The sequence below is a fragment of the Dyadobacter chenhuakuii genome, assembly GCF_023821985.2.
Lineage (GTDB): Bacteria > Bacteroidota > Bacteroidia > Cytophagales > Spirosomataceae > Dyadobacter > Dyadobacter chenhuakuii.
The window spans coordinates 2766577-2788268 of sequence record NZ_CP098805.1; the positions used below are offsets into that span (position 1 = coordinate 2766577).

The 21692-nt window shown below is 48.3% G+C and carries 15 protein-coding genes; 7 read left to right on the forward strand and 8 right to left on the reverse strand.

The genetic code is table 11. The features are described from left to right. Positions 1–133: 133 nt before the first annotated feature. From NFI80_RS11440 to NFI80_RS11460, 5 genes are read left to right on the forward strand one after another with little or no spacing between them, the layout of a single operon-like run. Positions 134–3484 carry a TonB-dependent receptor gene (locus tag NFI80_RS11440; RefSeq protein ID WP_235162977.1) on the forward strand — a complete coding sequence of 1117 codons (3351 nt, stop codon included), beginning with the start codon at positions 134–136 and terminating at the stop codon, positions 3482–3484. Positions 3485–3505: 21 nt separating this feature from the next. Further along, the gene (locus NFI80_RS11445) at positions 3506–5155 is read left to right on the forward strand and encodes a RagB/SusD family nutrient uptake outer membrane protein (protein WP_235162976.1); all 1650 of its coding nucleotides are present in this window, start codon (positions 3506–3508) and stop codon (positions 5153–5155) included. 46 nt (positions 5156–5201) lie between these two features. Next, positions 5202–8234, forward strand: a complete 3033-nt coding sequence (locus NFI80_RS11450) for a PVC-type heme-binding CxxCH protein (protein ID WP_235162975.1) — start codon at positions 5202–5204, stop codon at positions 8232–8234. A 9-nt stretch (positions 8235–8243) separates the two neighbouring features. Then, the gene (locus tag NFI80_RS11455; protein WP_235162974.1) at positions 8244–9557 is read left to right on the forward strand and encodes a neutral/alkaline non-lysosomal ceramidase N-terminal domain-containing protein; all 1314 of its coding nucleotides are present in this window, start codon (positions 8244–8246) and stop codon (positions 9555–9557) included. Positions 9558–9586: 29 nt separating this feature from the next. Then, positions 9587–10807 (forward strand): polysaccharide deacetylase family protein, encoded by a 1221-nt coding sequence (locus tag NFI80_RS11460; RefSeq protein ID WP_235162973.1) that lies wholly within the window; start codon positions 9587–9589, stop codon positions 10805–10807. A gap of 29 nt (positions 10808–10836) precedes the next feature. Here the strand turns inward: NFI80_RS11460 and NFI80_RS11465 are convergent, their stop codons facing one another. The 3 genes from NFI80_RS11465 to NFI80_RS11475 form a co-directional block, all read right to left on the reverse strand. Next, the gene (locus tag NFI80_RS11465) at positions 10837–11301 is read right to left on the reverse strand and encodes a YeeE/YedE family protein (RefSeq protein ID WP_235158420.1); all 465 of its coding nucleotides are present in this window, start codon (positions 11299–11301) and stop codon (positions 10837–10839) included. Positions 11302–11305: 4 nt separating this feature from the next. Beyond that, positions 11306–11869 (reverse strand): YeeE/YedE family protein, encoded by a 564-nt coding sequence (locus NFI80_RS11470; RefSeq protein WP_235163862.1) that lies wholly within the window; start codon positions 11867–11869, stop codon positions 11306–11308. Positions 11870–12076: 207 nt separating this feature from the next. Further along, entirely contained in the window at positions 12077–12340 is a 264-nt protein-coding gene (locus NFI80_RS11475) for an SWEET family sugar transporter (RefSeq protein ID WP_235158418.1), read from the reverse strand. A 234-nt stretch (positions 12341–12574) separates the two neighbouring features. On the opposite strand from NFI80_RS11475, the gene NFI80_RS11480 reads away from it, so the two are divergent. Next, positions 12575–14506, forward strand: coding sequence for a PAS domain-containing sensor histidine kinase (locus NFI80_RS11480; protein WP_252172117.1), 1932 nt, complete (start codon positions 12575–12577; stop codon positions 14504–14506). 32 nt (positions 14507–14538) lie between these two features. Next, positions 14539–14928: a response regulator gene (locus tag NFI80_RS11485; RefSeq protein ID WP_235162970.1), complete on the forward strand. Its 390-nt coding sequence runs from the start codon at positions 14539–14541 to the stop codon at positions 14926–14928. Between the two features lie 66 nt (positions 14929–14994). Here NFI80_RS11485 and NFI80_RS11490 read toward each other — a convergent pair whose 3' ends face one another. The 5 genes from NFI80_RS11490 to NFI80_RS11510 form a co-directional block, all read right to left on the reverse strand. Further along, positions 14995–16503 (reverse strand): sensor histidine kinase, encoded by a 1509-nt coding sequence (locus NFI80_RS11490; protein ID WP_235163860.1) that lies wholly within the window; start codon positions 16501–16503, stop codon positions 14995–14997. Further along, the gene (locus tag NFI80_RS11495) at positions 16389–19145 is read right to left on the reverse strand and encodes a CheR family methyltransferase (RefSeq protein ID WP_235162969.1); all 2757 of its coding nucleotides are present in this window, start codon (positions 19143–19145) and stop codon (positions 16389–16391) included. The genes NFI80_RS11490 and NFI80_RS11495 overlap by 115 nt, the downstream gene beginning before the upstream one ends. Before the next feature lie 39 nt (positions 19146–19184). Then, on the reverse strand, positions 19185–20066 hold the full coding sequence (locus NFI80_RS11500) for a response regulator (RefSeq protein WP_235162968.1): 882 nt from the start codon (positions 20064–20066) through the stop codon (positions 19185–19187). Positions 20067–20145: 79 nt separating this feature from the next. Continuing rightward, positions 20146–20385, reverse strand: coding sequence for a hypothetical protein (locus tag NFI80_RS11505; protein WP_235158413.1), 240 nt, complete (start codon positions 20383–20385; stop codon positions 20146–20148). 129 nt (positions 20386–20514) lie between these two features. Then, the gene (locus tag NFI80_RS11510) at positions 20515–21537 is read right to left on the reverse strand and encodes a chemotaxis protein CheB (RefSeq protein WP_235162967.1); all 1023 of its coding nucleotides are present in this window, start codon (positions 21535–21537) and stop codon (positions 20515–20517) included. Between the last annotated feature and the right edge of the window lie 155 nt (positions 21538–21692).

Genomic DNA, 21692 nt, shown 5'->3' on the forward strand with positions numbered 1-21692 from the left:
CTCCATCGTTGGCCGGAATTCCTTCGATAACAGCCTTGCCAGACTGACGGGGAATCCTTTGTCCGAACTTTTCAATCATTACGAACAAACAATCAAAAATATGGAACATGCCAGAAATTTACTATTCCTATGTATGAAAATCTCGTTGGTGCAAATACTGCTGCTATGCGCATTTTTTGGTGTTTCCTGGGCAAATGACCTGTCGGCGCAGGAGTTGCTCAACCAGCGGCTTTCGCTGGACCTGAAAGAGAAAAAGATGAAAATGGTGCTCAAAGAGATTGAAAAATCGGCTGATGTACACTTTTCGTATAGTCCCCAGGTTATCGAATCCGGCAGGATGGTCAGTATCACTGTAAAAGACGCTACGCTGGGCGAAGTGCTCAAACAACTGCTCACGCCTTTACAGATTTCCTACGATGTAACCGGCAAGCAGATTGTGCTCAGCTATGCTCCCCAAATGCTTAAACCTACGAAAGAAAATAATCCCGGCTCGTCCGCTCCGATCGATAAATCGATAAATGGCCGCGTGACCGATGACAAGGGTGATGCGCTGCCGGGCGTGAGCATTATGATCAAAGGACGCACGCAGGGAACCACCACGGACAACGACGGCTATTACAAACTGACCGTACCGGATGGCCCGGTTTCCCTCATTTTCAGCTTTGTTGGATACACCAGTCAGGAAGTGGCCGCAGACAAAAGCAGCATTGATATCCAACTTACAGCAGATATCAAATCGCTGACCGAAATGGTGGTGGTGGGTTATGGAGTACAAAAGAAAACATCCGTAACCGCGGCAGTTTCTACATTGAAAGGTGAAGAAGTCGGCGATATCCCGATCACGAATTTAAGCAACAGTCTGGGAGGGCGGCTGTCCGGTGTGATTGTAAAACAGGGTTCGGGAGAGCCCGGACGCGACGGATCCAGCATTTTTATCCGCGGCATCTCTTCTACCGGGGCCAATCAGCCGCTTCTGATCGTTGATAATATCCCTAGAAACTTCCAGCATTTAGATCCCAATACGATCGAATCTTTCACGATTTTGAAAGATGCCGCTGCCGTGGCTCCCTACGGTGTTGCCGGTGCAAATGGTGTTGTGCTTGTGACTACTAAACGAGGAAAAAAAGGCACGCCAAGCCTTACATACAATGGTTATGTAGGTTTTCAAAACCCGACTGTCCTACCCGACTATGCAAGCGCGCACCAGTTTGGCTTACTAAAAAATGCAGCTGCCGAATCGGCTGGTCTGCCAAAACCTTATACAGATGAAGAGCTGCAAAAATTCATTGACGGATCGGATACCGACAAATATCCGAACCATGACGTACGTAAAGAGCTCATTGCCCGGAATGCAGTAATCACGACGCATAACATTGAGCTTTCGGGCGGAGCCGAGCGTGTATCGTATTATGCCAGTGTGGGTTATCAGCATCAGGCTGGTATGTGGCACGCAACCAACAACAACCGGTACAATCTTGCATTAAACCTGGACGCGAACGTAACAAACTCTACCAAAATTTCCCTGAACCTTAATGGCCGGGTACAAAAATCGCTTTACCCATCCATTAATACCGCGCGGATTTTCGAGCTGCTGCATTATGCCCATCCCCAGAACGGGCCGCTGTTTTTCAGCAATGGAATGAACGGTTCCTATGTGACTGGCAGCATTCTGAACAGCGGTTACCAGCGGGATAATACCACCAGCATTTACACGCAACTTTCCATAGAGCAGCAGATCCCATTTATTGAAGGACTGAGCTTGAAAGGCACCATTGCCTACGATCCTACGACTGAAATGAGTAAACTCTGGACGTTACCCGTGCATCTGGCGTCTATCAATACTTCTCAGAAACCATATGTGATCACCGATGGTATTTTTGGTCAGACAAAACCGTCACTGAACATGAGCACGGCGAAAAATCACCAGCTCACCTACCAGGCCGGCCTGAACTACAACCGCTCTTTCGGAAAAAACAACATTGGGGTTTTAGGTTTATTTGAAGCAAAAGCAAACGAGTTCATGACCCTTGCTGCGACCCGCAGGAACTATAATCTGGCGATCGACGAGATCAATATGGGCAGTAGCAGTAATGCGGATATGACAACCAGCGGGACTTCCAGCTCAGCGCGGCAAGTGGGTGTGGTTTATCGTGTCACTTACGATTATGCAGATAAATATTTACTTGAAGCGAGCGGTCGCTACGATGGAAGCTACTTTTTTTCACCTGAACAAAGGTTCGGCTTTTTCCCGGCATTCTCAGCGGGTTGGAGGCTGTCGGAGGAGCCGTTTTTGAAAGGAAAAGTGCGCTGGCTGGACAACCTTAAAGTGAGGGCATCTTATGGAGAAGTTGGCGCACTTGCCGGAAGCCCGTTCCAGTATCTCAGTACATACAATGTGGTTGGCCCGGCATATGTGATTGGCGGAGGCGCGGTACAAGCCGTTCGAGAGCGCAATCAGGCCAATCCGAATATTACCTGGGAAAGGGCCAGAAAAACCGACATTGGTCTGGAAGGGACATTGTGGCAGGGGCTTTTGAATTTTGAAGTGGATTATTTCTACGAAAAACGTTCTAATATGCTCGTCAACCCAGACGTGGTCCTTCCGCTGGAATACGGCATCGGGCTGAGCCAGGTCAACGACGGGATCATGGACAACCGTGGTTTCGACCTCTCGCTGGGATCCAATTACCGCGTTTCCAACGATCTGCAAATATCACTTTCAGGAAACCTGACTTATGCTAAGAACAAAGTGTTACAGGTGTTTGAAACAGCCACTACTTTCAATAACCCCAACAGAAGGCTTACCGGCCGGCCGCTGGGCACGCAGTTCGGTTTCCATTCCCTGGGCTTTTTTCAGGTGGAGGATTTTGATGATGCGGGCGCGCTCAAACCGGGGATTGCAGTTCAGCCCTGGGGCAAAGTGCAGCCGGGAGATATCCGGTACGAAGACCTCGACGGCGATGGGCGTATCAATGACAATGACATTACAACCATCGGCGATCCCGTTGCAAGTCCGCGCATTATCTACGGAATTTCTCCTGGTGTCAAATACAAAAACTTTAATCTGGACATGCTCTTTCAAGGCGCGGGCAAAACCAACTTTTATTACGATCTGGATGCAGGATGGGCCTTTTTTAACGGAATGGGTGCATTCGCAAACCACATGGATTACTGGACGCCCGAGAACCGCAATGCCAGCAATCCGCGGATCACAGCTGCTCCAACCACCAATAACACCCAGCGGTCGAGCTTTTGGATGGGCAATGCAAAATATCTCCGGCTGAAAACGGTCACCTTTTCCTACAACATTCCGGCTGTGGTAACCAAGAAAATCAGGACCCAGAGTGCCCGGGTATATGTATCTGCGCAGAACCTGTTTACCTGGACGCCTCTGCGCAATTTTGATCCTGAAATAGGAAATAACCTGGGCCGTGGTTATCCGCAGCAAAAAGTGACTTCAATTGGTCTGAACATTACGTTTTAAAACCCGCTAAATCACCATATCATGATAAACATCGAGATTATACGTAATTATAGTGGCAAGTGTCTGTTAATCTGCCTTTTTCTGACACAACTGTCCTGCTCCAAATTCCTGGAAGTTGAATCCAGGGAACAGGTTTCTGACGCTACCCTTTGGCAAACGACAGGCAATGCCGACCTTTTTCTGAACAATGTTTACTCCGGTCTGCCCGGCCCGTTTAACACATATGATCCGGGTGAAAATTTCACGGATAATGCCATGAACGGCGTGAATGGAACGGCAAGCCGGACACTTTACGCAAATTCCGTTTATACGCCGAGTAACACCCCCAATGTCTGGAATTTGTATAACAGCATCCGGGCCGCCAACCTATTCATTTCCAAAGCCACGGCATCGCCACTTGCCGATGACTGGAAGAAATTGAGGCTGGCAGAGGCAAGGTTTGTGCGGGCTTACTATTATACGCTTTTATGGACCAATCACGGCGGTGTTCCCATTATCACCGATGTACTGAACCAGAGCGAGCAGGACGATGAGATTTTCCGTGCACGAAATACAGCGGAGGAAACTTACCAGTTCATTGTCAGCGAATGTGCGGCTATTGCCAATGATCTGCCCCTAACTGCCGAAGCCGGCCGCGCTTCAAAAGGGGCAGCATTAACCTTGCAGGGTTTTTGCGAGCTATACCAGGCAAGTGCGCTTTATAATCCTTCAAACGACAAAGCAAAATGGTTGCAGGCCGCAAAAACCAATAAACAGGTGATTGACCTTGCTGCCTACACCCTGTTTCCGAACTATGAAACCATGTTATTGGAAGCCAATAACAACAACAGTGAAGTCATTTTTGCCAAACAATATCTTGGCGGCACTTCCCTGGGGGCGGGTAAAGAAGGACTGTACGGGCCCTGGATCGTGGGCGGGATCCAGTTTGCTTACGGCGGCGTGAATCCTACGCAGGAGTTGGTGGATGAGTACGCAATGGCAAATGGCCTGCCTATCTCCGATCCCGCTTCTGGCTATGATCCCCAAAAACCTTATGTCAATCGGGAAAAGCGCTTTTATCAGTCTGTTATCTATGATGGTGCATTGTGGCTGGACAAGGAAATGGTCATGAAACAGGGTGTCGGCAGTCGGAATGCGACTGATTTGAGTAATACAAATGAAGCAACGAACACAGGCTATTATCTCAAAAAAGGGCTTGATCCAAAATATGCAGTCAACGGAGATCACAAGCTAAGCAGCGCAAATTTTGTGATATTCCGCTTCGCGGAGGTGCTGCTGAGCTATGCAGAAGCACAGAATGAAGCGATAGGGCCCGATGTGTCAGTATATGAAGCCATTAACGCGGTTAGAAAACGAGCTGAGCTTCCAGCATTGAAAGCAGGACTTACCCAGGCGCAAATGCGCACGGCGATCCAACGGGAGCGACGGGTAGAACTGGCTTTTGAGGAGAAAAGATGGTACGACCTGATGCGTTTGAAACTGGCTGAGAAAAATCTGAATGGTACGGTTCATGCCATGGTGATCGAACAGACAGGAGGAAAGTGGGTATACAAAATAGTGCCTGCGCCAGAGGGTGCGAGAGCATTTTTTGCCAATAAAAACTACGTATTCCCTATTCCGCAGAATGCTATTGACAGAAATTCAAAGCTGACCCAAAACCCTAATTACTAGGACAGGAATAAGATAAGGTCAGTACTCATTCAAATAGATTGCTATAATGACTATTTCAAAATTGCTTGGCGCTTGCATACTGCCGTGTTTGCTGCTTGTGACAACTGCAGGCTTACGCACTAAACCTGTTACCCGCGAAGTGCCGCCGGAAAAGGCGTTGGCCACATTTCAGTTGCCCGACAATTTTCAGATCGAGCTTGTGGCAAGCGAGCCGCTGCTATCCGATCCGGTGGCTATGGAAATTGATGAATATGGCCGTATGTATGTGGTAGAAATGCACGGGTATCCTTTGGATAAAAGCGGAACAGGAAAAGTGCGGATCCTGGAAGATGCGGACGGAGATGGTAAGATGGACAAAACGACCGTTTTTGCCGAGGGACTCGTGCTTCCAACGGGTATTATGCGCTGGAAAAAGGGAATATTGGTCACGGATCCCCCTAATGTGCTTTACCTGGAAGACCGGGATGGCGATGGCAGGTCGGACATCCGCGACACTTTGCTGACCGGGTTCGCTATGTCGAACCCGCAGCATAACTTCAATAACCCGCTGCTGGGCATTGATAACTGGATTTACCTGGGACATGAACCCGCCGTTACCGCCAAGGTTTTTCAGGAAGAGTTTGGCGACCGGGGCGGCGAGATTTTTTACCCGAAAGAAAAAGGCGGTAAAACGTTGCCGCAAAATGCATTGGGCCGCAGCGTCCGTTTTAATCCGGATAGAAAAGACATTGAGATCCTTTCCAGCTATACCCAGTTTGGCCATACCTTCGACAAATGGGGCCGTTACCTGCTGGTGAGCAATGCTAACCCTGGTTACCACGAAGTGATCGCTGCCCGCTATCTGAACCGCAATCCCGACCTGCTGGTATCGAACGTAACGCAAAGCATTTCTGATCATTCGTCGGAGGTGTTTCCCATCACCAAAAACCCATTACACCAGTTGCTGACCGACGTGGGCGTTTTTACCTCTGCCTGCGGCATTACCAGTTACCAGGGAGGACTTTTCCCCGCTCCTTTCGACAGCGTAACGCTGGTAGCCGAGCCGGTCAGCAACATTGTTCACGCAGATATCATCCGCGACAAAGGCGCCAGTTTCACGGCCAGCCGCCTATACAAGGATAAGGAATTTCTTGCCTCGACAGATCCCTGGTTCAGGCCTGTGAATATGTACATTGGTCCCGATGGTGCTTTGTATGTGGTGGATTATTACCGGCAGATCATTGAGCATCCTGAGTGGATGGCCGATGATGTGATCAAATCCGGCGCATTGTACAATGGTGTAGACAAAGGCAGGATTTATCGTATTACACCAAAAGGAACCGCAAAAGCTTCCTGGACCAAAAACCTGAAACTTGGCGACGCGCCGGAGGACGAGCTGGTGCAGCAGCTTGCCAACCCTAATATCTGGTGGAGAAGAAACGCGCAGCGATTGCTGCTGGACAGAAACCCTCAGCATGCTTTACCCGCTTTGGAAAAAATGGCTTCTAACGCTGCATCCCCGGCAGGCAGATTGCATGCACTCTGGACATTGGAAGGATTAAACAAACTGGGCACCAAGACCATTGTCCATGCATTACAGGACAAAGAAGCGGGTGTGAGAGAAAACGCGGTCAGGCTGGCAGAACTCCATTTGCAGCAATCTCCGGAGCTTTCGGAAAAGCTGCTGAATATGAGAAACGATGCTAATGCAAAAGTGCGGTTTCAGCTCCTCGCTACACTGGGCTTTGTAGATACACCGCAGGCTGCGGAGGTGCGCCAGGCAATTTTGTTCAGAGATTTGAATGATCCCTGGGTACAAATTGCTGCATTGTCAGCTCCTACGTCCGGAAAAGGTGTGCTAATGGATGCGGTATTGAAGAATTACAAACCAGCAATCCCGGCTTATGCTTCGCTTGTGGAGCGACTGAGCACGATGGCGGGCACCAGCGGCGACACAGCTGCGATTAAAAAGCTGGTCAGAAATGCATTGACAAATGACGCATCCAAAGGCAAACCATTGACCAAAGCCGACTGGCGTCCTGCTTTATTGCACGGTCTGGCGCAAAGTATGAAGAAACCGAAGGATCCCGGCGCACTGAAAGACACGAAAACGATGCTATTGCAGGCCGCGTTATCCAACCCGTCGGCGGCTTTACGCGAAGCAAGTTTACGCTTGTTAAAAACAACCGGTTTACCGCAAAGCAACGAATCGGTGCTGGCTATGCAGCGGTCTGCGAAACTTGCAGCCGACCCCAATGCCGCGCCCGAAAGGCGAAATGATGCTATCCAGTTCTTATCTCTGGACAACCCGGCAAAGTATGAGCAGATCCTGAAAAAACTGGTTGCACCCCATGAGCCCCGTGCCATTCAGCTGACCGCATTAAAAACCCTGAGCGCTATCCCTGATGAAACGGTAAGCCATTTTTTGCTCGAAAACTGGCCATCACTCACCCCCGACCTCCGGGATGTGGCTATCAGTACTTTTATGGTTAATGACAAGCGTATCAAATTGCTGCTTGACGGTGTGGAATCAGGTAAAATCCATCAGGAAAGTATCGGATGGCCACGTAGTGTAGGGCTTATGGCGCAAGGTAACGAAGCGCTGAGAAACCGGTCGAGGGCGTTGCTGACAAAGAAAGACGACACCCGGCAAGGCATTATTAAAAAATACAACGAAGCATTGAGCCTCACGGGTAATGCATCTTCCGGAAAGATGGTTTATCAGAAAAATTGCTCTGTATGTCACCAGATCGGCGGAAGCGAAGGTGTGGCTTTCGGTCCGGACCTGGGTACGATCCGCAACCGGCGCCCGGAGTCGATCGTGGGCGATATCCTGGACCCCAATCTTTCGATTGCCGATGGTTACGATATCTGGATCATTGAATTAAAAGCAGGTGAATCCGTGCAGGGATTGATCGCTAACGAAACGCCTACTGCGATTACAGTAAGCAATTACGGCGGGCAGAAAACGGTGATTGCCCGGAAGGATATCAAATCACTCAAAGCACTGGGCATGTCGAGCATGCCCGCAGGACTGGAAGCTGAAATTGACCAGCAGGCGATGGCAGATTTGCTAGCCTATATCAAACAACCCAAATAAAAGACCCTTATGCGATACCTAACAATGCGTTTTTTACCCGTTTGCATTATTCTTGCCCATATTGTTTTTACAAATGCTGCTTTTGCTCAAAACTTCCGGGCCTCGGTGGTCAAAGTTGATATAACACCGGATAATTCGCAGCAACTATTGGGTTACCAGGCGCGTAAATCCACCGGTGTGCACGATAAGATCTATCACCGCATTGCGGCTATGGATGACGGCAAGACGCAGTTTTACATTATTTCAACCGATATATGTCTCATCTCGCCTTCCCAATACGACAAGCTGACGGCCAGGCTGCAAAAGCAGTTAGGCATTACGCCGATGCAGGTTTGGTGGGCAGCAACGCACACGCATTCGGCGCCGGAAGTAGGCCCGGCTGGCTTGCCTTCCGTATTTTTAGGAGATCGCTACAAGCATGAATTTGATGCGCAGTATACCGATCTGGTAGAACAAAAGATCGTTGATGGAATGGTAGAAGCGAAGAAAAACCTGGCTCCCGCAAAGCTTGGAACCGGCTGGGGATCATCGAATGCCAATATCAATCGCCGCGCCAGGAGCATTGAGGGAAAAACAAGCCTGGGTATGAACCCGGACGGCCCGGTTGACCGCCGCATCGGGTTGCTTCGCCTGGAGAAAGCCGACGGCAGCCTGCTTGCACTGATCGCCAATTATGCTATGCATGGGACCGTCATGAGCGGAGAAAACCTGCTCATCAGCGGCGACGGCCCTGGAATTGTGTCGGAATATGTAGAACAAAAAACCGGCGCTCCATTGCTATATATCAATGGCGCAGCTGGAAACATCGCCCCTATTTACAGCGTTTACCCAAGCCCGGCAGCGGGACGTTTGAACCAGTTCAAAGCTATGCTGGGTGAAAAGATCATTGACGCCAGCAAAACCATTACTGCAACTTCCAATCAGGTGACGCTTAAAGCGGCTGGCACCATCGTAGAAATCCCACGAAAAGAAGGTCTGGGCTGGCCCGATGATCTGAAAAATTATACGCGGACTACCAAGGCAGGTGTAAATATGATCCGGTTACCGGTCCGTTTTCTTAAAGTAAATGACGACGTGGCCATTTGGAGTGCACCGCTTGAACTGTTCTGCGAAATCTCGAATGAAGTACGCGATCGCTCGCCATTTCCGTATACTTTCTATTTTGGATATACCAATGGCTGGCTGGGTTATTTGCTGGCAGAGGAAGAATTGCAATATGGCGGCTACGAACCCACTGTTTCTCCCTACGCGCCAGGGGCTGCAAAATCGCTGACCGAAGCGGTAGTCAATTACCTGCAGGGCGATATGCGCAGCGGACATTAACCATTCATTCCGAACCTTTAATATAAAATATGAAGCATTTAATAATTCCAATCTTAACGCTATTCTGCTTTTATACAGAACCATTATTAGCCCAAAATAAACCTTTTAAATGGCCGGAAGGAAAACGAATGGCGATCAGCCTGAGCTTCGACGATGCCCGGCTGAGCAATGTGGATGAAGGAACGGCGCTACTAAACGAATACGGTGTGAAAGCAACCTTTTACCTGGTTCCAAATAACGCAAAACAACGGCTGGAAGGATGGAAAAAGGCAGTAGCCAGCGGGCACGAAATAGGAAACCACTCGATTAACCATGCTTGCAGCGGTAATTTTGTTTGGGCAAGAAAAAATCCCCTGGAAGATTACACACTGGAAAAAATGCGTGAGGAACTCATTGAAACAAACCGCCAGCTGAAAGATATGCTCGGCGTAACGCCCACCGTATACGCCTACCCCTGCGGCCAGACTTCGCTCGGACGTGGAAAAAATACGCAGAGCTTTGTTCCTTTGATCTCGGAATTGTTTGTATCCGGACGCACCTGGCTGGATGAAGCGCCCGTAGACCCCACCTATTGCGATATGGCGCAGCTTACAGGTATGGAAACGGATGGAAAGAGCTTTGAGCAAATTTTAACGATCATTAAAGATGCCGCCAAAAACGGCCAGTGGCTCGTGCTCGCGGGACATGAAACGGCTGCATCCGGTGCGCAAACCACGCGGCTTGATATGCTCCGCCAACTTTGCGCTTATGCCAAAGATCCTGCAAACGGCATTTGGATCGCACCCGTAGGAGAAGTTGCCGCATATGTAAAGGCTGCCCGCGATACGATCAACATTCCCGAAATGGTGGGTCCACAAACCGATGGGAAAATCGTTTTGAATGCAAACACCGGGAAAGGATTAGGACCAAAAATCCAGTATATGCCTGAGTGGAAAGCGTTTGGATGGTTTACAGCCGCGGATCGGGTGGAATGGGATGTGGACATAACTAATGCCGGTAAATACGAAATTCAAATGGAATGGTCGGTGGATGACACGGAAGCCGGTAAGCCATTTGTGATAGAAGCCGGCAGCGCCAAATATGCAGGTAAGGTGGGAAAAACGGGGTCATGGGAAACCTTCAAAAAAGAAACGTTAGGACAACTGAAGCTAGCCGCCGGTAAACAAAAGCTGGTATTCAAACCAGACTCCCAGTTTTCCAAAGGTGCATTGCTGGATCTCCGAGCCATCGAGCTCGTGCCGGTCAAATGATGATCAATTGAATTTAAAAGATCACAGACCTAATGCGGCAAATGATCCTTGAACCTGCCATAAACCCAGGTGCCTGCAATTGCACTGATCAGCGTGACGATTACTACGGTAGCACCTATGCCGATTTGTGCAAATAAGGGCCCTGGGCAAGCGCCGGTCAGGCCCCAGCCCAGGCCGAACATTAATCCTCCGTAAATTTGTCCTTTATTGAATTTCTTATCGGTGAATGTGATTTGTTCTCCTGAAATGGTGGTGATCCTGAAGCGCTTGATAAGCCAAACCGAGATCATTCCCACAACAACAGCGCTGCCGATTATGCCGTACATATGAAACGTCTGAAGCCGGAACATTTCCTGGATACGGAACCAGCTGATCACTTCGGCTTTCACAAAAAGCACTCCGAAAAATAAGCCTACCATCAGGTATTTCAGGTTGTGATACCACTTAGGCTGTCTTTGACTTTCATTCATGATTATTTCTAACTGATCTTTCATTCTTTTATAGCATCAATATGAAGGGCAAGATCCAGTTTGCCATTATAAATCCGCCGATCATAAAGCAGACTGTCGCTACCAGCGAGGGCCATTGTAAAGTGGAAAGTCCCATAATCGCATGGCCGCTTGTGCAACCACCAGCATAGCGGGTGCCGAAGCCAACCAAAAACCCGCCGCCAACCATCATGATAAATCCGGGGAGCGTGAAAAGCTTATCCCAACTTACGAGATCGACAGGCACGAGCGACGAAAAATCAGTGATGCCGTAAATGCTGAGTTCTTTTATCAAAGCCGGGTTCAGCTGCATGGGCGCGGGATTGGCCAGGAACGCTGCCGCGATGATGCCCCCGAAAAAGATTCCCAATACGAAAAACATATTCCACAATTCCTTTTTCCAATCGTATTGAAAAAACGGGATTTTTGCGGGGATACACATCGCGCAAATGTGTCGGAGCGATGATGAAATCCCGAAGGACTTATTGCCTAATATCAGCAGTGCAGGCACCGTCAGCCCGATCAGCGGTCCGGCCACATACCAGGGCCAGGGTTGTCTTATTATTTCCAGCATAACCAGTTCGTTCTTGCTATCAAAGATAAGAACAAAAGTTGAAGCGGTTCTGAGTGTGTCCAATGCAATTAATCCGCCTTCTCCTCCCAGCTCCGTAAGCCTATGAATGGCTGCGCCGCATGCCTCACTGAGCTTCATGTTTTTATATAGTACACTGCAACCAGATGAGCTACCACGCTGCAAACCTATTATAGAAGTGGGCACACTTCAATCATTATCCTTGTATTTAAATTTCAAAAACAGCATCGCAACATTGAGACATATTGTAAATATGTTCGTTGCGATGATTGGAACATCCTTTTTATCGATACCGTAATAAACCCACAAAGCATTTCCCGAAAGCAACACAATAAACATCACCGTCGACACTTCACTGGCTTTCTTTTTTTTGACGGTCGTAACCAGTTGCGGCACCACTGCCGAAGAGGTAAGTATGCCTGCCACCAAGCCAAGTCCTTCTATAAAGTCCATATGTTAATTTTTAGTAATTAGAGCCGAGCGTTAATAATTTTCGTGCCAAACGATTTGTTAGTAGAATAATTTTAACAAAAGTATGCAGTCACAATCCCTGGCATGGATTTTACTTCAGAGTGAATTCTTGTTTTTCACCAAGGAACCACACTTTAATTATTTTCAATGATCAACGAGCCCGACTCAGCGCTGAATGGCCAAGGCTTTAATCAGCTGGAGAGCTTGGAAAACAAAGTGTTAGTCGAATCTATGGTAGAAGCGACCTGGATAACTGACGCAAGCGGACGCTCCTTGCAAGATGCTCCTGCCTGGCGGACCTATACCGGCCAAACACTTGAAAAGTGGATGGAAGAAGGATGGACAGAATCCGTACATCCGGATGATAAAGACGGTGTTATTGCCCTGTGGCAGGCTGCACTTCAAAGCAAACAAATGTCAAATTTTGTATGCCGTTTGCGACAAGCCGCCGATGACTGGTGCTGGAACGATGTCAGGGTAGCTCCGATTCCGGGGGTGAATGGAGAAACTGTCAAATGGGTAGGCGCATGTGTTGATATTTCACAGCAAAAACAAGCCGAAGCTAATTTCACCCAGTCCGAAACCCAGTTCCGGCTGCTGGCTATGCTGAGCTCTGATACGCTTTATCGCATGAGCGCTGACTGGCGTGTGATGGTCAATCTTAGGGGTTTTGACTTTCTTGCTGACACTGTAGTAACAAATGGCCAATGGTTTGAGCAATACATTCCAACTTCTGATCAGGAAAGGGTACGTGCTGCCATTGATGAAGCGATAATTAACAAAAGTCTTTTCGAACTTGAACATCAGGTGTACCGGGCTGACGGGAGTATTGGCTGGACATCCTCGCGGGCAACACCATTATTAGACAATCAGGGACAGGTCAAAGAATGGTTTGGCACAGCACGTGATATTACAAAGCGTAAAATGGCAGAAGAAAGAAGAGTTTTTCTGCTTGAATTGAGCGACAAGTTAAGACCACTTGCTTCTTCTTTAGAGATTCAGAAAACCGCGGCTTCATTGATTGGTGCAAAACTTAATACAGACCGGGTCATTTATGCCGAAATCATAGGCGCCGAAGATGAATATCTAATTGCCCGAAATTACCTGGCCTCTGAGGATGTTATACCAGTCATAGGAAATTTTCCTGCGGCGCCTTTTGGAAAGTGGCTGATGGATGAAGCGAAGGCAGGAAATACAGTGGTCATCAACGATGTAGTGACTGATCAGCGACTAACAAATTCCGAGCGTGATGCTTTTTGCAAGATTGGAGTAAGGGCTTTCATTACCACGCCGCTTAAAAAAGAAGGAAAATGGGTCGCTGCTATGAAAATACACCACGGCCAGCCGCGCAACTGGACTGACTTGGAAATTTCGCTGGTGGGAGAAATTGCAGAACGCACCTGGGCAGCTGTGCAACGCGCCAAGGCGGAAGAAGCACTCCTGGACGCCGACCGTCGCAAAGATGAGTTTCTTGCATTACTGGCGCACGAGCTTCGTAACCCGATGGCGACGCTTTCCAATACATTGATGGTGCTCGAAATGACCGGCGGCATGAATCACAAGTTGCCCCTCGACAAGGCTATTAAAATGATGCGGAAGGAAGTTGTTCAACTGGTGCGGCTGGTAGATGATCTTTTGGACGTGAGCCGCATTAACCAGGGTAAGGTCACACTTGAACTGGAACGCCTTGACTTTTCAGCGCTCGTTAACGACGCAGTGCTGACTGCGCTTCCCATAGCCAATAGTGAAAATCGTCATCTTGCGACAGCACTTCCAGACGAACCCATGTATGTAAACGGAGATCGTGCGCGCCTGACCCAGGTAGTCCGCAACCTTTTGTCAAATGCCATTAAGTTTACCAACGAAGACGGGCACATCTGGGTTGAACTCACGAAGGAACATGGGTATGCTGTCCTAAAGGTGCGTGATGATGGTATTGGGATTCCGTCAGATCAGTTGGATCGGATATTCGAATTGTTTGTCCAGGTTAACTCCTCCCGCACGCGCCTACGGGACGGCCTCGGACTGGGATTGACGCTGGTTAAGGATTTTGTGGAAAAACATGGAGGACGAATCCAGGTCCATAGCGCCGGCCTGGATACGGGCAGTGAATTTATTATCTATTTACCTGTTATACCACCACTTTAGACTAATTACCACCACTTTAAACTAATTGAAGAATGGCAGAATCTGATAAAAATACGATCCTGGTTGTTGATGATAACCAGGACGCGGCCTACACGGTAGGCTTGTTTTTGGAGTTGAAAGGTTATGTTGTACATACGCGCAATTCTGGTAAAGACGCATTAGAAGCTGTTGAGGCGCTACGTCCTGAATTGGTTATACTTGACCTTGCAATGCCTGAAATGGACGGTTACGAAACCGCAACATTGCTCCGTGCAAGTCACGGGCCTGCGCTTCCGATCATTGCGCTTTCGGGATATGGCCAGCAGGAAGACATTCGAAGGTCATCCGAGGCAGGCTTTAATGCACATTTGGTTAAACCTGTTGACTTTGTTGCCTTGATAGATCTGCTGAATTCATTTCTGGGCAACCCATCTCCCAATTGAAAATTTTTTATGGCATCTCAGGCTCAACGCTACAAAGAGCTGTTTTTCCTGGTTAGGTTTATAGTCTCACGGGTAAGATTGGGGGATCGTAACTTCAACGCTTGTTCCAACAGCCGGCTGACTTTCTACACTTAGCTTTGCTCCGAGAATTTCACAAAGGCGTTTGATGATAAAGAGCCCGATCCCTTCCCCATGTCCATCCGTATTGGATTCAACATCGGAAGTGGAGTTTTCGGTCTGTGTGCCATTCAGTTTTGCCAGCAGATGCTGAGTAAGTCCTGGCCCGGTATCCGAAACTACAAATTTCCATAAGGCAACCTGCGCGTTCTCTGAGTCAATGGCTTGCCAACGAACACTTACACCACCTTCCCGGGTATACTTCAGTGCGTTTAAAATCAGGTTTTGGGCGATGCGGCGTACCTTTACATCATCACCTTCTACAAGCAGATCTGCAGGCCCTTCAAATTGTACAGAAAGCCCCTTTTCCAAAGCCAGCTGCTCAGATCCGGCGCAGAGCTCTGTCAACAGGCTTCCGGCATTGAAGCTTTTAATGTGCAACTTTTCCTCACCTGATTCGAGTCTTGAATAATCCAGCAGCTGGTTCATCATCTCTGATACCTGTATCAGGTTACGCTGCAGCATTTCCAGGATTCTTTCCCGTTCATGATGGGTATCCATGGTATTTAGCAGGGCCGTTGCCCCTACGATTATACCGAAACTGCCACGTAGGTCATGGAATGAAGAGCGTAAAAATGCACCCCGATGCCTCACATATTCTTTCATTGCGGCCAGCGACTCGACCATCTCGTTTGAGCTATGCAGCTGCTCTAACAGCTTTGTCTCCTTAAAACCACTTTCCTTAAAATCGGTAATATCAAGTTCTGTAATGGCAATGCCATGGTCGTGCCGGGTCATGGAGGTGGCCAGCCACCTGGGGTTCCCATCTAGCAAATGTTCCTCGTAGAATGGATTCCGGGTCAAATAAACCTGCCTCATCTCCTGCTGATGCTGCAAAGAAAGAAGCCCTGATGCAAGCATGCCCACCAGATCTGAAACTGATTTGCCAAAGTCGCCGGAAAATTTCTGGTTGCATACTACAAGCGTAAAATCAACCGGCTTTCCATCTTCACCTTCAATGGCCTTGAAAAAAGCAATTGAGGCAGGAGAGCTGTCCAGCACAGCCTGCAGGCTTGTGGCCACTCCGGTGAGTTTTTGATTGGCATTACTAAGCTCAACGGTTTTTTCGTCAACATGCACATTAAGCTGCTCAGTAAGTGTTTTTTGAAGATGGATATCGACCCCGCTGCCCGTATAACCCGTAAAAATGTTATCATCGGAAAACATCGGACTTGCATTTTCCAATATCCAACGGTATTGTCCATCGCTTCGTTTAAGGCGGTATTCCAGACTGAACTCTGTCTGATGTTTCAGATTTTCAGAGAAAGTGGCCTGGTAATTTGTCAGGTCATCAGGATGAAGTGCCCTGTAAAAAGTTGCCTGGCTTTCACCCGCAGCCTGCCCGGTAAAATTAAGCCAGCTTTGTTTAGAAAACCAATGTTGCCATCGGCGCCGCAGACCCATATCATGGCTGGCGCGTTGTCGACAAGCTTTTCAAACCATTGCTTTCTTTCATTCAGCAACCGCTGCTCGCGGCGGTGGACCGTGATGTCTTCAAAACCCAGCAGAGTGATCTGCTTTCGATGCAGTGTTAACTTTCTTGCGTGGATGACCATCGTCCGCTGCTCATTAGCGGAAATACGCACATTCACTTCAAGGCCGCTAACAGGCGCATTATAAGCGCCGAGCTGGTGTAATAGGTCACGAAACTCAGGAAAATCGAATTGGCGGTTACCCAGCTCATAGATCAATTGTCCTTCGGTCCGCTCGGCATCCGTAGAAAAGAACCGGTAAAATGCCTGGTTTGCGCTTTTAATACGCATATACTCGTCCAGAACAAGGGTCGCTTCATTGATCGTTGAAAGAATTGCCTCCGAGTATTCATAAGACTCGGTGAGTTGGTCGTTGCGGTTTTGCAGCTCCTGGTTAATGGTTTGCAACTCTTCATTGGCCGATTCAATTTCCTCCTTGCTGGTTTCAAGCTCTTCATTAATGCTTTGCAGCTCTTCATTGCTGCTGACTATTTCTTCGTTAGCCGATTGCAGTTCCTCATTACTTGCTTCCTGCTCTTCGACAATTGAATGCATGTCCTGTCGAAGTGCCGTGAGTTCGGCTTCCAGCTGGCGGTGGCGCTGGTCAGTGTCCCCCGTACGCGAAACGTGTGCCATGTTCTCACTGACTTGTTCAAATAAAACCAAAAAAAGCTGCTGATTGGCAGGATTTGTGATGGGTACAGCCTCAATGTTAACATATATAGGTTTGCCCGGGTAACTGATTTCCAAACCATCCTTTCTTTGCCTTTCCGCTGTTTTACGCGCTTTGTGGACAATATTGCGAAGCTCGAAAACCAGTGAAGGGTGCGCCATCTTGGCCAGGTTCAAACTGGCTTTTCCCGTTGAATGCTGCAAAAAAGGCGATGTAACACCACGGAACTGAATAATTTCCAAATCCTGGTCAATGACCACGCTCGCCGGTACATATTCAGCGAGCAGCAGGTTATCCACCAGTTTGTCCAGGTCGCTTACCGTAACCAGTTCAGTGGTCTTGGTTGTGAGCGTTTTGATGGGAAGGGAAGGCGAATTGCTTTTAAATGCCATATCGATTGAGATTTTGGCCCGAGTGTTGTTTTTGCGCACAAATACTTTTTGCGTTTTTTCTATCTGCGAAAAATACATGGAGGAACCGCCAACAGACTCCGATTTGCCTAGCAGCAGATACCCGTCGGGTTTAAGGGCATAGTGGAAGGTTGTAAAAACTTTCTTTTGCAGCTCGTCGTCCAGGTAGATCAGCAGGTTGCGGCAGCTGATTAAATCCATACGAGAAAATGGCGGGTCACTCAAAAGATTGTGCGGCGCAAAGACGCAAAGGTCCCGCACCAGTTTATTCACCCGGTAATGGTCGTCAACTTTGGAAAAAAAGCGCTCAAGCCGGGCAGGTGAAACATCCAGCACCTCACCTTTTGTAAAGACACCCATACGGGCTTTGGCGATAGCCGAGTCACTCAGGTCAGTAGCGAAAATCTGTATGGGCAGACTGGATGCCTTCGCGCCCAGCACTTCCAGCGTCATAATGGCCATTGAATATGCCTCCTGGCCGGTGGAGCACCCTGCTACCCAGATCCGGACTGCTTCACCAGCAGATTTGCCGCCAACAATGCGGGGAAGTATTTGCTTTTTAACATGCTCCATGGTGGCAGGATCCCGGAAAAAGCCCGTCACATTGATCAGCAGGTCATTAAATAGAATCCCAGCTTCCATCGGGTTCTTTTTAAGATAGATCACATAGTCTGCGAGCGTTTCAAGTTTATAAAGCAGCATCCTTCGGATGATCCTTCGCCGTATGGTCGTCTTTTTGTAATGGTTAAAGTCCACCCCGGCGGCAGACTTTACGAAAGCTAATATTTTTTTAAGATCCTCTTTGTCGGAATCGTCCTGAAGTGCCTCGCTGCTTTCTGAGGTCAGCTGGAGAATATCTGCGTGGCTACTGAGCCTTAAAAGCTCGGCAGCAATATCGCTGGGTGGCAATACCATATCAACAACGCCCTCGATGATGGCCGACTGTGGCATGCCCTGAAAAACTGCCGTTTCATCCTGTGCAATCGTAATCCCGCCGGCAACTTTGATGGCCTTTAAGCCGAGTGTGCCATCACTTGCCATACCGGAAAGCACAATGCCTATCGCCCCGTCCTTCTGCCTTTCGGCCAGGGACATAAAAAAGTCATCAATAGGCAAGTGAGGAGCAGGTTTAGGTTTTCTGGGAGAAAGTACCAAAACCCCATCCACAACCTCCATGGTTTTGTCAGGCGGGATCACATAAAGCCGGTTTGGCTCTACGGGCATCAAATGGCCAGCCTCCTGAACCGGCATGGGAGTTTTGGCAGAAAGTATAAAGTCCAGTTTGCTGTCGTAATCCGGGGATAAGTGCTGGATATAGACGTAGGCCAGGCCTGTGTCTGCCGGCAGAAATGATAATAGTTCGCTCATGGCCTGTTGCCCGCCAGCCGAACCGCCAATGGCAACGATCGGCACAGGTTTTTTGCTCAGCTCCAGATTGGTATAGGCTGTATTTTCTGGGTCGGAGGTTGGCATCGGATCATTCATAATTAACAGAGATAAATTCGTCCTGACTTTGCGGCAGGACTAGGCTATGCCATTTTCTGGCTTTTTAGGAAACGAAATGGTGTCCCACCAGACAGCACATAAGTCGGTCAGATACGAAAAAGACCCCGCGGGCTCGGCAGTTTTGACCAGATACGCGTTAGCTTGAAGCTTAAAACTGGCCTTAATGTCCTGCTGGTGCCCGGATGAGCTCATTACCACAACCGGTGCGATTGGAATGCCCTTGTCCACAAAGTACATCCTCAGCCAGGCCAGCAAATCCAGGCCTTGCTTGCGGGCTGGCAGGTACAAATCCACGATGATGAGGTCGATGGCCGCAGACGCTGTCTTGTCGAGCGACTCGAAAAAATCGATAGCAGTTTCAGCAGACGTTTGGCGGATGACATTGAGACCGGGAGCATCCCTTTTGATAAAAATTTCCATCAGCTCGGCGTGGTCCGGATTGTCCTCGATAATGACAACGTTCTTGCCAGCAGTGTTTCGAAACGTTCCTGTCTGCGCTGCAGGTAAATAAATATTCAGAAAGCAAAGATTGACGGCATGCGCCATGCGCAGGTAACCATCAAGGGTATAGGGTTTGACAATGTATGCATTTGCCCCCTGTTGATAGGCCGATTCAATAGTAGTATGGCTTTGGCTTGTCGAAACGAGCACTACTGGAATATGGCGCAGCTCTGATCGGTCCTTTAAAGCAGATAACGCTTCAACCCCATTCATAATGGGCATATTCATGTCCATTAAAATAAGTGAGGGCTCTATGGAGCAGCTTTCCTCCAAAAATGTCAGCAGCTGTTGTCCGTTGGTAAACTCAACGATTTCAGTCTCTTCTGCCATGCTTTCAAGCGCTTGCCTGATCAGCATCCGGTTATCTTCATCGTCATCTACCAGGTAAATCTTTCTCATTATTTTTTCATTGTCGTGTAATCATCCTGGCTCCAAATCTCAGGTTTGCTATTGTTATAGGCTGGAAGGGAAGTAAGGTCTAAGAAGCCGGAAGATCCGCTGGAAGTGCGATGGCTGATTTGCCTTGCTTTTTTTTGATCCGCTTTTTGAGTGTATATATGGAGTGTTCCGTAATGGAAACCCCAAGTTCATCCTTAACCTGCGCTACAACAATGATTGCAGGTAGGTTAAAAAGGTTTTCGCCGTAGTAGGCAAGTAAAACATCGTAACGGCCTTTAAGGCGGAGATCAAACGCCTGAGTAACATATTTCTTGTCCAAGACGCTGTTGTTTACCCAATGAAGCTCTAATATAGGTCTAATATATTTACGATGGTGTAAATTTCCGGTTGCGATTGAAATATCGCCCTCAAAGTATTTACTCAAAGTGGGCAACTTGGCATTAGCATATCAAGGCAACTTGATGTCATTTACCTGCCCTTGAGAATAGATATAGTCCAGCAATGCTTTGGAGCGGGCTTTGAGGATATCGGCCTTTTCTTCAAAAGTCCTGGCATCTGAATCATTTCCACTCATTTCACTGCGCGTCACACCTTGTTCTAAAAACAGGATACCTTCTTCCATACTGCGCATTGCTTGCCACAGTTTTGTTTCGACCGCCTCGGTAATCCCTGACCACAGGGCGCTTGCTGAAAACGCGTGCCCTGTATGGCAACGGTAGCGGACATTTGCTCCTTCCTGGAAGCTGTTCAGTACCCCGCCACATTCGGGACAGGTTAATTCCGAGGTCTCTCCCATCTTGTTGATGCCTTTTGATAAGGCGTTTTTTTGTCCGGCAATTTCAATTTCGACCTTCATTCTGGTTTTAAGCGCATCATCTTCCAGCTGGATAGGCTCCGCAGGCTGGTTGACGAGTGTGTTGATCAATTGCCCGATATCCTTTAAGGGTAGAATATAATCCGGATCTACTCGTTCAAGGGCGTTTTTAGGCATATCCGGATAAGGAGAATCTTCGGGGCTCTGAACAATTGTAACACCACCAAATTGCTCGACCGACCACAGCCCTGAACTACCGTCGTTTAAATACCCGGTCAGCACAGCGGCGATCACACGGCTCCCATGCCAGTAGGCGGCCGAACGCATTGTTACATCGACAGCTGGCCTGAAATTATTTTCTTTCGGCCCCCTTTTAATGGAGATGTGCTCTTCTTCAATAATCAAGTGGTGATCCGGTGGTGCAACATAAATGATGCCTTTTTGTATCTTTTCCCCATCCTGTGGGTGCTTGGCTGGAAGCGGCCCGTTGCTGGAAAGTATATCCGGCAAATAACTAACCTTATCTGCAGCAAGGTGCTGCACGATAAAAATGCTGGCGGCCAAATCCTTATTAAAAGATTTAACCAGTTCTTTCAACGCGGGAACGCCTCCTGCTGATGACCCTATAACAATAATATCGCGGCTTCGTAAATCCATCGGGGTAATTTTAATTGATTGAGGAGGCCTTTTGTAGTATTCTAACCCTACCAACTGGCACAGATCAACCTTCTCTATTTTTCTATGATTGAATTGTGTGATTTTAAATTATTCAATATGCATGAGGCGTTTTAAAATAAATATCGTTCCAACCA